The 12,830-nt window shown below is 71.1% G+C and carries 12 protein-coding genes; 5 read left to right on the top strand and 7 right to left on the bottom strand.

What is annotated here, in order from left to right; genetic code table 11:
- Window positions 1-39: 39 nt before the first annotated feature.
- On the top strand, window positions 40-1,284 hold the full coding sequence (locus OHS58_RS32160) for a glycosyltransferase 87 family protein (protein WP_328644996.1): 1,245 nt from the start codon (window positions 40-42) through the stop codon (window positions 1,282-1,284).
- A 1-nt stretch (window position 1,285) separates the two neighbouring features.
- Here the strand turns inward: OHS58_RS32160 and serC are convergent, their stop codons facing one another.
- On the bottom strand, window positions 1,286-2,413 hold the full coding sequence (gene serC, locus OHS58_RS32155; protein WP_247058410.1) for a phosphoserine transaminase: 1,128 nt from the start codon (window positions 2,411-2,413) through the stop codon (window positions 1,286-1,288).
- A 153-nt stretch (window positions 2,414-2,566) separates the two neighbouring features.
- On the opposite strand from serC, the gene OHS58_RS32150 reads away from it, so the two are divergent.
- Window positions 2,567-2,884 carry a hypothetical protein gene (locus OHS58_RS32150; protein WP_326957339.1) on the top strand — a complete coding sequence of 106 codons (318 nt, stop codon included), beginning with the start codon at window positions 2,567-2,569 and terminating at the stop codon, window positions 2,882-2,884.
- A 43-nt stretch (window positions 2,885-2,927) separates the two neighbouring features.
- On the opposite strand, the gene OHS58_RS32145 is transcribed toward OHS58_RS32150, so the two are convergent.
- From OHS58_RS32145 to OHS58_RS32125, 5 genes are read right to left on the bottom strand one after another with little or no spacing between them, the layout of a single operon-like run.
- On the bottom strand, window positions 2,928-4,265 hold the full coding sequence (locus tag OHS58_RS32145; protein ID WP_328644995.1) for a serine hydrolase domain-containing protein: 1,338 nt from the start codon (window positions 4,263-4,265) through the stop codon (window positions 2,928-2,930).
- A gap of 23 nt (window positions 4,266-4,288) precedes the next feature.
- Complete coding sequence (locus OHS58_RS32140) at window positions 4,289-4,909, bottom strand: response regulator transcription factor (protein ID WP_247058404.1); 621 nt, start codon at window positions 4,907-4,909, stop codon at window positions 4,289-4,291.
- A complete protein-coding gene (locus OHS58_RS32135; RefSeq protein ID WP_326951680.1) occupies window positions 4,906-6,063 on the bottom strand; it encodes a sensor histidine kinase in 1,158 nt (385 codons plus the stop codon). Before OHS58_RS32135 ends, OHS58_RS32140 begins: the two co-directional genes overlap by 4 nt.
- The gene (locus OHS58_RS32130; RefSeq protein ID WP_326944671.1) at window positions 6,060-6,881 is read right to left on the bottom strand and encodes an ABC transporter permease; all 822 of its coding nucleotides are present in this window, start codon (window positions 6,879-6,881) and stop codon (window positions 6,060-6,062) included. The genes OHS58_RS32135 and OHS58_RS32130 overlap by 4 nt, the downstream gene beginning before the upstream one ends.
- Entirely contained in the window at window positions 6,878-7,717 is an 840-nt protein-coding gene (locus OHS58_RS32125) for an ABC transporter ATP-binding protein (RefSeq protein WP_247058397.1), read from the bottom strand. Before OHS58_RS32125 ends, OHS58_RS32130 begins: the two co-directional genes overlap by 4 nt.
- A 1,014-nt stretch (window positions 7,718-8,731) precedes the next feature.
- On the opposite strand from OHS58_RS32125, the gene OHS58_RS32120 reads away from it, so the two are divergent.
- Together OHS58_RS32120 and OHS58_RS32115 are read left to right on the top strand one after the other, a co-directional pair.
- Window positions 8,732-10,438, top strand: a complete 1,707-nt coding sequence (locus OHS58_RS32120; RefSeq protein ID WP_328649892.1) for an SDR family oxidoreductase — start codon at window positions 8,732-8,734, stop codon at window positions 10,436-10,438.
- Window positions 10,439-10,458: 20 nt separating this feature from the next.
- Complete coding sequence (locus tag OHS58_RS32115) at window positions 10,459-11,043, top strand: TetR/AcrR family transcriptional regulator (protein WP_326951678.1); 585 nt, start codon at window positions 10,459-10,461, stop codon at window positions 11,041-11,043.
- Window positions 11,044-11,098: 55 nt separating this feature from the next.
- Here the strand turns inward: OHS58_RS32115 and OHS58_RS32110 are convergent, their stop codons facing one another.
- Entirely contained in the window at window positions 11,099-12,247 is a 1,149-nt protein-coding gene (locus OHS58_RS32110; protein WP_328644994.1) for a citrate synthase 2, read from the bottom strand.
- Window positions 12,248-12,526: 279 nt separating this feature from the next.
- On the opposite strand from OHS58_RS32110, the gene OHS58_RS32105 reads away from it, so the two are divergent.
- Window positions 12,527-12,829, top strand: coding sequence for an urease subunit gamma (locus OHS58_RS32105; RefSeq protein WP_247058393.1), 303 nt, complete (start codon window positions 12,527-12,529; stop codon window positions 12,827-12,829).
- Window position 12,830: the final 1 nt, after the last annotated feature.

Raw genomic sequence — 12,830 nt, 5'->3', positions numbered from 1 at the left:
TAATCTCGGCCGGTCGGAGACCGGGCTCGAGGGGGACGCGTGACACAGTGGTCCGGGCGGAAGCTGGCGGGGGCGCTGGTCGTCCTCGAGATCGCCGCCGTCGTGCTGGTACTCGTGCTGAAGCGGTTCGACGGCCTCGACCTGGAGGTCTACCTGGGCGGCGCGAAGGCGCTGGCCCAGCAGGGCTCGCCGTACGACGCCTGGGTGCCGACGACGCACCAGATCCTGCTGCCGTTCACCTACACGCCGTTCGCGGCGGCGGTGTTCCTGCCGGGCACGCTGCTGCCGTTCGCGGCGACGATGAAGCTCGTCAGCATCGCCTCGATCCTCGCGACCGGCGTCGTCGCCTACCTCTACGTCGCGACGCTCAACGGCTCGCTGACCGACGCCTCGAAGGTCCGCGGCCGCGCGGTGGCGGCGCTCGTCGCGATCGTGGCGCAGCTGGCCGGCGCGCTGCTCGAGCCGGTGCGCTCGACACTGGGCTTCGGGCAGATCAACGCGCTGCTCATGGTCCTGGTGGTGCTCGACGTCCTGCTGCCCGGCAAGCGCGGGCGGACGAAGGGCCTGCTGATCGGCGTGGCCGCGGCGATCAAGCTGACGCCGGCGGTGTTCGTCGTCTACTTCCTGTTCCGCCGCGACTTCAAGTCGGCCGCGCGAGTGGTCGCCGGGTTCGTGGCGGCGGGTGCGCTGCTGTGGCTGGTCCGGCCGTCGGCGTCCTTCACGTACTGGACGAAGCTCGTCTTCGACGCGGGCCGCATCGGCGGCGTCGACTACGTCGGCAACCAGTCGTTGAAGGGCCTGGTGACGCGGCTGGGCCTGCCGGAAACCGCCGGGAACGTCGTGTGGCTGCTGGCCGCGCTCGCCGTGATGGCGGTGGTCGCGGTGGTGATCGTCCGGGCGGCCGAGCCGGTGCTCGGGCTGACCGCGTGCGCGCTCGGCGGGCTGCTGGTGTCGCCGATCTCGTGGACGCACCACTGGACGTGGTGCGTGCCGATCCTGGTACTGGCCGGGTACTACGGCGTCCGGTCCTGGCGCACCGACCGCGTGGTGACGTGGTGGGCCGGCGCGGTCGTCGTGGCCGGCCTGGCGCTGTTCATCTGGGGGCCGATGTGGTTCGCCCCGCGCCCGGCCCCCTCGGTGGGCTGGTGGCTGGCGACGGAGTCGTACGAACTCTTCGGCCTCGCCCTGCTGGTCCTCGCGGCTTTCGCCGCACCTCGCCTGAAAGCCGTGAAGGCCTCCTTACCGGCTGTAAGAGCCGGTAAGGAGGCCTTCACGGACGTCTAGGTCAGCTGCCCAGGCGTTCGACGACGTATTCGATGCTTTGGGTGAGCTTCGTGATGTCGTCCGGGTCGATGGCCGGGAACAGGCCGACGCGCAGCTGGTTGCGGCCCAGCTTGCGGTACGGCTCGGTGTCGACGATCCCATTGGCGCGCAGCACCTTCGCCACCGCGGCGGCGTCGACCTCGTCGGCGAAGTCCACCGTGCCGACGACCTGCGAGCGCAGGTCCGGGTCCTTCACGAACGGCGTCGTGTAGCTGGTCTTCTCGGCCCACTCGTAGAGCCGCGACGACGAGTCCTTCGTGCGCGCGGTCGTCCACTCGAGGCCGCCCTGGCCGTTCATCCACTCGATCTGCTCGGCGAGCAGGAAGAGCGTGGCCACGGCCGGGGTGTTGTACGTCTGGTCCTTGCGGGAGTTGTCCAGCGCGGTGGTCAGCGACAGGAACTCCGGGATCCAGCGGTCGCCGCCGCCGATCTCGCCGATCCGCTCGACCGCGGCGGGCGAGGCCAGCGCGATCCACAGGCCGCCGTCCGCGGCGAACGACTTCTGCGGCGCGAAGTAGTAGACGTCGAAGTCCTCGGCCTTGACGGGCAGGCCGCCGGCGCCGGAGGTGGCGTCGATCGCGACGAGCGCGCCGTCGGAGCCTTCGGGACGGCGGACCGGGACGGCGACACCGGTCGACGTCTCGTTGTGCGCCCAGCCGACCAGGTCGGCCCCGGCCTCGTAGGCGATCTCGGGCGCGCTGCCCGCTTCGGCCTTGACGACGATCGGGTCGGCCAGGAACGGCGCGCCCTTGGTGACGGAGGCGAACTTCGAGGAGAACTCGCCGTAGGTGAAGTGCTGCGAGCGCTCGCGCACCAGGCCGAACGCGGCCGCGTCCCAGAACGCCGTGGTTCCGCCGTTGCCGAGGATCACCTCGTAGCCCTCGGGGAGCGAGAACAGCTCGGACAGCCCGGCCCGGACGCGCCCGACGAGCGACTTGACCGGCTTCTGCCGGTGTGACGTACCGAGGTAGGTGGAACCGGACTCCGCCAGGGCGCTCAGCTGCTCGGCGCGGACCTTCGACGGTCCGCAGCCGAAGCGGCCGTCGGCCGGCTTGAGATCTGCGGGGATGGTCAACTCAGCGTCGGTCATGTGGCCAGTCTCTCAGGTCGGGACGGAGCAGGTCGAAGCGGTGCTGAAGTGTCCGGAATGTGGAATCGGCGCTGTTCCGGGCAGTGGGACGCGCTGCCGTGACCGTAAAAACACGGTTACCGGACGCCCTGACCGGGGCTACCTTGCCGCGTCATGACGACTGTGCAGCACAGCTTCCCCGCGCCGCCCGAGGTGCTGTGGAACGCACTCCCCGCCGGCGTCGCCGCCGTCGGCGGCCAGGGCCCGTACTACGAGGGCCAGCGCGGTTTCGTGTCCTTCCGCACCGGGATGACCCTCTTCAGCTGGGGCCAGGAGGTCACCGCGACGGTCACGCCGGCCGCGGGCGGGTCGACGCTCACCGTCCTGACCAACCTGAAGTTCGGCCTGTTCGACTGGGGCGAGGGCAAGCGCATCGCCACCCGGTTCGCGGCCGCCGTCGCGTTCTCCGCCGGGACGGTCGCGCTGGCCTGAAGGCCCCGCTCACCCGGCTGGGGGTGTGAGCGGGGCCCTCTGGTCAGCGCCAGCCGTCGACGCCGCCCGGCACCGGCGCGGCCGGGTCGTACGGCGTGCGCGTGAAGACGAACGTCGCGAGGTCGAGGTGGGTCGCGACGCCTTCGCCGTCCCGGCCCACCTTCAGCGTCTCGCCGGAGTAGTAGCCGTCGAGGCCGACGTACGTGTCGTCGCCGGTCGGCCGGAAGCGCGAGCCGCGCCCGGCCCCCTCGACCGGGGCCAGCAGGAGCGCGTCACCCTGGATCCGCAGGTGGTACGGCGTCGGGCCCCAGTGCCAGAGCCCGGTCAGCGCCAGCAGCGCCGGGTCCACAGTGGACGGCTGCCACTCCGCGGGCAGGTGCGGTTCCAGCTCTTCGGTCGTGGTGATCAGGTCCAGCGCGAGCTGGGTGATGCCGACGCCGGACGTCGAGTTCGTGAGCGCCAGCGCGCCGGTCCGGGTGGCCGGGTCGACCAGCGTGACGGCGAGGAAGCCGGGCATCGAGCCGGTGTGCCCGGCCAGCCGGCGGCCGCGGTAGCGCACGAGCATCAGGCCCAGCCCGAAGCCGGTCGTCCAGACGTCGGAGTCGTCGACGGTGACCATCGTGCGCATCTGCTCGAGGGTGTCCGGGCTGAGCACACCGCCGTCGTCACCGCCGAGGAACGCCGTCCAGCGGCCGAGGTCGGTGACCGTCGACCACAGCTGCCCGGCCGGGGCCATCGCGCCGGCGTCCGGGTGCGGCTCAGGCAGCAGGACGTCGGCGAAGGGGTGCACGGCGAAGCCGTCGGCGTGCGCGCCGACCGGGTGCGGGGTGGTGCGGGTCATCCCGAGCGGGCCGAGGATCTCCTCGTCGAGCACGGACAGCCAGTCCTTGCCGCGGTGGCGTGAGATGAGCTCGCCGAGCACGCCGTACCCGACGTTCGAGTAGTGGAACTTCGCGCCCGGGCGGTGCTTGGTGGCGCCGTCGGCGAGGCTGCCGACGAGCGCGTCCCAGTCGGCGCCGGAGGTGCGTTCCCACCACAGGCCGGGCGACTCGGACGTCAGGCCGGAGGTGTGGGAGAGCAGCTGGGCCACGGTCGCGGCGCCGAACGGCGTGCCCGGGACGTGTTTTTCGAGGGGGTCGTTGAGGTCCAGCAGGCCCTCGTCGCGCAGCCGCATGACGGCGGTGGCGACGAGGGTCTTGGTGATCGAGCCCAGCCGGTACTGGGTGTCGGTGCCGGGGACCGCGTCCCCGACGCGCCCCCGCCCGCCGGACCAGACGATCTCCCCGTCGCGCACCACGGCGGCGACCAGCGACGGAGCCCGGCAGGCCGCCTGCTCGTGGGCGATCCGGCGGAGCAGTGCGTGTTCGGTCGACTCAAGCATGCTGGCATTCTGCCGCGCGCCGCTCAGGTGAGCAGGTTCCGGGCCATCGCCGTGGTCACCGCGGCCGTCCGGTCCGAGACGCCGAGCTTGCCGAACGTCCGCAGCAGGTGCGTCTTCACCGTCGCCTCGCTGATGTGGAGCGCGCGGCCGATGTCGGCGTTCGTGCCGCCCTTCGCGACCAGGCGCAGCACCTCCACCTCGCGCGCCGACAGCGACTGGGGCCCGGGATTGCGGACCCGGTTGACCAGCTTGCCCGCCACCGACGGCGCCAGCACCGTCTCGCCGCGCGACGCCGCGCGGATCGCGTTCGCCAGCTCCGTGCGGGACGCGTCCTTCAGCAGGTAACCGGACGCGCCGGCCTCGACCGCGCGCAGGATGTCCGCGTCCGTCTCGTACGTCGTCAGCACGACGATCCGGCGGCCGGGTTGCTCGCGCAGGATCCGCTTGGTCGCGCCGACGCCGTCCAGCCCGGGCATCCGCAGGTCCATCAGCACGACGTCCGGCCGCGCGACGCGGTCGAGCGCGACCGCCTCGTCACCGGAGCCCGCCTCGCCGACGACCGTCAGGTCCGGCTCGGCTTCGAGCATGCCGCGCAGCCCTTCCCGGACGACGGGGTGGTCGTCGACGAGCATGATGCGGATCACGCGGGGACCTCCAGGGTCAGTTCGGTGCCGTCGGCGCCACTGCGGACGCTCAGCGTGCCACCCACCTGTTCCGCGCGGGACCGCATGCCCCGCAACCCGAACCCGGCGGCGCGGTCCGGGTCGAAGCCGGCGCCGTCGTCCCGGACGTCCAGCCGGACGGCGTCGTCCACAAGGGACAGCCGGACGAGCACCGCGGCCGCCGTCGCGTGCCGCCGGACGTTGTTCAGCGCCTCCTGCGCCCCGCGCAGCAGGACCACCTCCGCGGCCATGGCCAGCGCGGGCAGGTCACTGTCCACTTCGTACCGGACGGCCAGCCCGGTCTCGTCGCCGAGCCGGTCGGTCAGCCGGCGAACGGCGTCGACCAGCGAGCCCGACGTCAGGTCGTCCGGCGCGAGCGCGGCGACCATCGTGCGGGCTTCGGCGAGGTTCTCCCGCGCCGTGCGGGCGGCCAGCTCGGCGTGCCGCCGCGCCGCCGCCGGATCGGCGTCCACTTCGGACTCGATGGCCTGGGCGAGGGTGACGATGCTGGTGAAGCCCTGCGCGAGGGTGTCGTGGATCTCCCGGGCCAGCCGCTCGCGCTCGGCCGCCGTCGCCGCCGCCCGGGACAGCCGCACGACTTCCGCCTGGCTCTCCTCCAGCTTGGCGATCAGGTCGGCCCGCGCCCGGCTCTCCTCGATGACGTGCAGGATGAACTTGCCGGCCAGCACCCCGAACACGATGAGGATCGCGGTCATCGGCAGCAGGATGTGCAGCTCCGGGCCCTGCAGCCCGTTGTCGGCGATCGCCGACGCGGGGCTCAGCAGGATCGCCGCCGTGGTGAGCACCGCGGCCGGCCGGAACTCGAGCGTCATGAACAGCAGCGGGCACGCCATGAACAGGACGAAGCTGGCCGTCGTGTTGGCGAGCACCGCGGTCGCGACCAGGGCCAAGACCACGACCGCGAACACCCACCGCTGCCGCGTGTGCTCGTCGTTCCGGACGATCCCGCGGCCCCAGAGCAGGTACGTCAGCGCGAGCGCGGTGAGCGCCCCGACGGCGACGGTGCCGCGGACCGGGTCGGTCTCGTCCAGCAGCACCAGGACCGTCGTGGCGACGTAGGTGACCGCGAAGAGGATCTCCCAGAGCCAGTTGAACCGGTCCCAGGCGTCGTTCACTTCCCGTCGGTCCACCGGAAGCTCAGCCGCGCCAGCACCAGGCCCGCCACGCACCAGATCCCCAGTACCAGCGCCACCCGAGGCAGTTCCCATGAGCCGGCCATCTCCATTCCCACCGCGCCGTCCGGCAGGAACACCGACCGGAAGCCCTGGCAGATCCATTTGAGCGGGAAGAACGACGCGATGTCCACCATGATCTTCGGCAGGTTCGTGATCGGCGTGACGAACACGCCGGAGATGAACTGCAGCACCAGGTACAGCATCTGCACCACGGCCACCGCGCCGGTGGTCGACTTCGCGAGCGAGCTGAGCGCGATCCCGAGCAGCGTGCAGGACACGATGCCGAGCACGAACACCCACAGCAGCGTCAGCCACTTCGCCGGATCGGCCGGCAGCTTCAGTCCGAACAGCAGCGTGCTGACGGCGACCATCAGCACGGTCTGGGCCAGGCTGGACACCGCGACCAGCACCATCTTGCCGATGAAGTAGGACGCCGAGGGCATCGGCGTGCCGCGCAGCCGCTTGAGCGCGCCGGTCTCGCGGTCGGCGGAGACGCCGGTGGCGATGCTGTTGAACGACGTCGAGACGATGCCGGACCCGATCATCCCGGCGGCGAGCAGCTGCCCCGACGTGACGCCGGCCAGCGCGGTCGGGCCGTCCAGGATGGAGCCGAGCAGGATCATCAGCACCGCGGGCAGGGAGAAGGTGAAGACCACCTGTTCCTTGTGCCGGAAGAACTGCCGCAGCTCGGTGCCGCCGCGGGCCAGGCCCAGCGCGAGCGGGCCGGGGAGGTTTCGGGTGGCTGCCGCGGTGGTCATGCCTTGTCTCCGATCAGGTCCAGGTAGATGTCTTCCAGGCTGGGCCGGGTCACCGTGAGGTTCCCCAGCTCGCGGCCGCCCGCGGAGAGCTGGTTGACGAGCTTGGTCGGGTACGCCGTGCGCTCGGTGTGCTCACCGCGTTCGTCGGTCCACCGCACGGTGGCCTCGGCACTCGCTCGGCCGCCGAGGTTCTGCGGCGTGTCCTGGGCGACGATCTCCCCACGCGCGATCACCGCGACGCGATCGGCGAGCGCCTCGGCCTCGTCGAGGTAGTGGGTGGTGAGCAGGATCGTCGTGCCTTCGCCGGCGAGATCGCTGATCAGCGCCCAGAACTGCCGCCGAGCTTCGGGGTCGAACCCGGTGGTGGGCTCGTCGAGGAAGAGCAGCTCGGGCCGCCCGACGATCCCGAGCGCGACGTCGACGCGCCGCCGTTGCCCGCCGGAGAGCGCCTTGACCCGCGACTTGGCCTTCTCGGTGAGCCCGACCTTCTCGATCACCTCGTCGGGATCGCGCGGGTTCGGGTAGTACTTCGCGAAGTGGCGGACGGTCTCGGCAACACTCAGCTCGGCGGCATCGTTCGCGGTCTGCAGCACGATGCCGATCTTGGAGCGCCATTCCCGCCCGGCCTTGCCGGGGTCTTCACCGAGCACGGTCACCTCGCCACCGGTCCGCTGCCGGTGACCTTCGAGAATCTCGACGGTGGTGGTCTTCCCGGCACCGTTGGGCCCGAGCAGGGAGAAAACCTCACCTTGGGCGATGTCCAGATCCAGCCCGGCCACCGCGAGGTGACCGGGATACTGCTTGCGCAGGCCGCGCACGCTCACTGCTGTGGTCATGGGTCCAGCTTGGTCTTCATGCGTGTGGATTCCGCCCAACGCGCGACTGAATCCGGCTGTCCACCGATCGGTGGACAGAGTCGTCGGCCGGGGCGGGTCTTGGACCTCTGACCTGGGCCTGGGCTGCACCTGGGCCGGGGCATGGTGCCGGTGGACCGTTCGCGCTTCAACCGGCGGGGATGGCCCGCTCGTGCCACCTCGGTCCCGGCGCGAGTGGCCCGTTCGTGTCGCTCCGGTCGTGGTGCGAGCGGTCCGTTCGCGCCTCGCCGGGCACAAGTGGTCCGTTCGCGCCCGACTCGGCACGAGCGGCCCTTTCGTGCCACCGGCTCCGGCGCGAATGGCTCGTTTGTGCCGTGCTGCGCGTGAGTGGCATTTCGTGCTCCAGCCCGGCGCGAGTGGCCCGTTGGTGTCGCGTTGGGCGCGAATGGCCCGTTCGTGCCGCTCCGACCTTGGGGCGGGTGGTCCTTATGCGGTGCAGTCCCAGCACGAGTAGCTCTTGCGGGCTGCCACCGGTCCCGGCGTGAGTGGCCCGTTCATGCCGCGCTGCGCGCGAGTGGCCCGTTGGTGTCGTGTTGGGCGCGAACGGCCCGTTCGTGCCGCTCCAGTCCTGGTGTGAACGGTCCGTTCGCGCCTCGCCGGGCACGAGCGGTCCATTCGTGCTCGACTCGGCGCGAGTGGCCCGTTCCGTGCCGCCTTGCGCGCGAGTGGCCCGTTGGTGTCGCCCGGGGCGCGAGTGGCCCTTTCGCGCCCCTCCCGCAGCGAACGAGACCCCGGCGCGTCGCCTCGGCACCGCCCCCGACCCGACCGGCGCGTCCGCGGCATCACCGATCCGTAGGCCGCGTTGTCGGCGCGGCGGCTTGCGAGATCGTGCAAGGTTTCCCGTGGAACCACAAAAACGCTGTCATACAAGGGAAATGCACGAACGGCGCCCATCCGGTAGCCCCCGCAAGGGTGAATGATCAGTCGCGCGCTTGTTGACAAGTTGTCTAACATGACGGAATGCCTCACAAGTGGGTGACCGCCAGCGACGGTATTCGCCTCTCGGTCGACATCGACGGCCGTGACGACGGGCCGACGGTCGTGCTCGTGCACGGCTATCCCGACAACAGCTCGATGTGGGATCCCGTCAAAGCCGAGCTGCGCGGCAGACACCGCGTCGTCACCTACGACGTGCGGGGTGCCGGGCGGTCCGACAAGCCGTCGGGACGCTCGTCCTACCGGCTGGACCAGCTGGCCGATGACCTCAAGGCCGTCGTCGACGTCGTCCAGCCGGGCGGCAAGGTGCACCTCCTCGCCCACGACTGGGGCTCCATCCAGACCTGGCACGCCGTCACCGGCGACGGGCTGCGCGGGCGCGTCGCGTCCTTCACCTCGGTCTCCGGGCCGAGCCTCGACCACGCCGGCGCCTGGTTTCGCGCGCAGCTGACCCGTCCGTCGCCGAAAAGGATCAAGAACGCGCTCGCCCAGTTCCTGCACTCCTGGTACATCCTCGCGTTCCAGCTCCCGTTCCTCCCGCCGCTGCTCTGGCGCACCGGCATCATGCCCGCGCAGATCGCCCGGATGGACCCCGGCGCCGCGAAGCCGAGCACCAAAGACGGCGTCAACGGACTCGAGCTGTACCGCGCGAACATGTTCACCCGGCTGAGCCGTCCGGTACCGCGCGAGGCCGACGTCCCGGTGCAGGTGCTGGCCCCGACCGGCGACGCCTTCGTCACGACGCCGCTGCAGACCGAGATCGCCGAATGGGTGCCTGACCTGCGGGTTCGCCGGATCGTCGGGACGCACTGGGTGACCCGCGCCAAGCCGAAGGTCATCGCCGACGCGGCCGCCGAGCTGATCGAGTACACCGAAAACGGCGCCGAGAGCCGCGCGCTCCGCAAGGCGAAAGTCGGACCGAAACCGGGCAGGTTCGCCCACCAGCTGGTCGTCGTCACCGGCGCGGGCAGCGGTATCGGCCGCGCGACCGCGCTCGCCTTTGCCGACGAGGGTGCCGACGTCGTCATCACCGACATCGATCCGAACGCCGCCGCGGAGACCGTGAAACTCCTGCAGGACAAGGGGGTCGACGCCGCCGAGTACACAGTGGACTCCAGCGACGGCCCCGCCGTGCACCGGTTCGCCGCGCAGGTCAAGGCCGAGCACGGCGTGCCGGACATCGTGGTCAACAACGCCGGGATCGGCATGTCCGGGCCGTTCCTCGACACGTCCGTCGAGGACTGGGAACGCGTCATCGACGTCAACCTCTGGGGTGTCATCCACGGCTGCCGCGCGTTCGCGCCGATGCTCGCCGAACGCGCCGAGGGCGGGCAGATCGTCAACCTGGCGTCCGCCGCGGCCTACCTGCCGTCGAAGATCCTTTCCGCTTACGCCACCACGAAATCCGCCGTGTTGACGCTCAGCGTCTGCCTGCGCGCCGAGCTGGCCGAGCACCACATCGGCGTCACGGCCGTCTGCCCGGGCATCGTCAAGACGAACATCACCAGCACCACGCGGTTCGTCGGAGTGTCCGACGAGGAGCAGCAGCGGCGGCAGAAGGAAAGCTCGAAACTGTACGCGCGGCGCGGGTTCGGCCCGGAAGGCGTGGCGAAGGACATCCTGCGGGCGGTGGAAAAGGACACCGCCATCGCACCGTCCACTCCGGAATCCAAGGTCGCGCTGGTCCTTTCGCGACTGACGCCGGGGCTGCTGCGAGCGGCGGCGAAACTGGACGTCACCCCTTGACCGAACGCCGGCCGCGGCGGATGTCGCCGCAGGCGCGCCGCGACGACCTGATCCGGGCCGCGCTCGACCTGTTCGGGTCGCGGCCGCCGGAACTGGTCACGGTGGACGACATCGTCGCGGCGGCCGAGGTGTCGCGGCCGCTGTTCTACCGGTACTTCCCCAACCTGCGCGAGCTGCAGGTGGAGGCGCTGCGCACGGTCACCGACGGGCTGATCGACGGCCTCGCCGGGCTCGAGGAGGGCCCGCCGGAGGCGCGGCTGCGCGCGGCCGTCCGCGGCCTGATCGACGTCGCGGACAACTACCGCGCGGGCTACATCGCCTTGCTGCGCAGCGGTTCCGTGATCGCGACGTCGGAGACGAACGCGGCGGTCGACGCGGTCCGCAACCGCGCGGTCGCCCTGATCCTCGACGCGCTCGGCGTCACGGACCCGTCGCCCCTGGTGCTGCTGACCCTGCGCTGCTGGACGGCGGTAGTCGAGGGCGCCCTGCTGAGCTGGCTCCAAGAACGCACCGTGCCCCGAGAATCCTTGGACGCCTGGCTCGTCGACCAGCTCACCGCGATGCTCGCCGCCACCGCCGCCCACGAGGTCACCGCAAAGCCGTGAAGGACTCCTTACCGGCCATAAGAGCCGGTAAGGAGTCCTTCACGGACAACGGCGGTCAGCGCTGGGCGACCAGGTCCCAGCCTTCGACGTCCTGCGGGGTGCGCGGCGCGGGGCCGATGTACTTGGCCGACGGCCGCACCAGGCGGCCGGTCCGCTTCTGCTCCAGGATGTGCGCGGCCCAGCCGGCGGTGCGCGCCGAGCTGAACATCGACGGCATCATGTGCGGCGGGACCTGCGCGAAGTCCAGGATCACGGCGGCCCAGAACTCGACGTTCGTCTCGATCGGGTGATCCGGACGGCGCTCGCGCAGCTCCTTCAGCGCGGCCTGCTCCAGCGCCGCGGCGACCTCGTAGCGCTCGGCGCCCAGCTCCTGGCAGGTGCGCCGCAGCACGCGGGCCCGCGGGTCCTCCGCGCGGTAGACGCGGTGGCCGAAGCCCATCAGCCGTTCCTTGCGGTCGAGGATGCCCTTGACCAGGCCGGCGGCGTCACCGGTGCGTTCGACCTCTTCGATCATCGGCAGCACGCGGGCCGGGGCGCCGCCGTGCAGCGGGCCGGACATCGCGCCGATCGCGCCGGACATGGCCGCCGCGACGTCGGCGCCGGTCGAGGCGATGACGCGGGCGGTGAAGGTGGACGCGTTGAGGCCGTGCTCGGCGGCCGACACCCAGTAGGCGTCGAGGGCCTTGACGTGGGCCGGGTCCGGCTCGCCGCGCCAGCGGATCAGGAAGCGTTCGGTGATCGAGTGGGCCTCGTCGACGCGGGTCTGCGGGACGGCCGGCTGGCCGATGCCGCGGGCCGACTGCGCGACGTAGGACAGCGCCATCACCGAGGCGCGGGCCAGCTGCTCACGGGCCTCTTCGTCGGTGATGTCGAGCAGCGGGCGGTAGCCCCAGATCGGGGCGAGCATGGCCAGCGCGGCCTGGACGTCCACCCGGACGTCGCCGGTGTGCACCGGCAGCGGGAACGGCTCGGCGGGCGGGAGGCCGTGGCCGAACCGGCCGTCCACGAGAAGGCCCCACACGTCGCCGAAGGTCACCTTCCCGGCGAGGTCTTCGATGTCGACGCCGCGGTAACGCAGGGCACCGCCGTCCCGGTCGGGTTCGGCGATCTCGGTGTGGAAGGCGACGACGCCTTCCAGACCCGGTCGGAAGCCGTCGTCGGGTTGGCCGGACGGCTGTGGCTTGCTGATCGTGGAGGTAGTCACTGTTTCGCGAAACCTTTCGGTGCGCTTTCTTCCCCGGCTGGTCGCGCTGACGGGATACGCACGGAAAGCGCGCACCATCGCACGGATGGATAGACCTTGCTCCCTCGATCGCCGGGGGGCAATCGAAAGATGTGGTGGTTTCGGTCACGATTACGAGAACGATTCAGTCACCCAGGCCGTCCGACAGGAGAATTTTTCGCCACGGACTGTGACGAACCCCAGGTAAATCCTGTGTTTCCGAACCGGGCGCGGCTGTGGTCCGGGTGATAGACCTGACTGATGCACCTCAGCCCCCAGGAGCGCGACAAGCTGCTGATCCACGTGGCGGCGGACGTCGCGCGGAAGCGGCTGGACCGCGGGGTCCGGCTCAACTACCCGGAGTCGGTCGCGCTGATCACCGACCACGTCCTCGAAGGCGCCCGCGACGGCCGCACGGTCAGCGAGCTGGTCGCCAGCGGCCGGACCGTGCTCGGCCGGGCCCAGGTCCTCGACGGCGTGCCGGAGATGGTCGACTCCGTGCAGGTCGAGGCCACTTTCCCGGACGGCACGAAGCTCGTGACCGTGCACGACCCGATCGTCTGAC

This window comes from Amycolatopsis sp. NBC_00348, assembly GCF_036114655.1.
Taxonomy (GTDB): Bacteria; Actinomycetota; Actinomycetes; order Mycobacteriales; family Pseudonocardiaceae; genus Amycolatopsis.
Note: the sequence above shows the minus strand (reverse complement) of the source record. Positions and strands in the feature narration are given on the sequence as shown.

Bases quoted from the DNA above. Each gene is read 5' to 3' on its own strand.
- OHS58_RS32115 (WP_326951678.1), top strand. From the start codon at position 10,459: ATGTCGCCGCAGGCGCGCCGCGACGACCTGATCCGGGCCGCGCTCGAC.
- OHS58_RS32145 (WP_328644995.1), bottom strand. From the start codon at position 4,265: ATGCTTGAGTCGACCGAACACGCACTGCTCCGCCGGATCGCCCACGAG.
- serC (WP_247058410.1), bottom strand. From the start codon at position 2,413: ATGACCGACGCTGAGTTGACCATCCCCGCAGATCTCAAGCCGGCCGAC.
- OHS58_RS32105 (WP_247058393.1), top strand. From the start codon at position 12,527: ATGCACCTCAGCCCCCAGGAGCGCGACAAGCTGCTGATCCACGTGGCG.
- OHS58_RS32130 (WP_326944671.1), bottom strand. From the start codon at position 6,881: ATGACCACCGCGGCAGCCACCCGAAACCTCCCCGGCCCGCTCGCGCTG.
- OHS58_RS32125 (WP_247058397.1), bottom strand. From the start codon at position 7,717: ATGACCACAGCAGTGAGCGTGCGCGGCCTGCGCAAGCAGTATCCCGGT.
- OHS58_RS32150 (WP_326957339.1), top strand. From the start codon at position 2,567: ATGACGACTGTGCAGCACAGCTTCCCCGCGCCGCCCGAGGTGCTGTGG.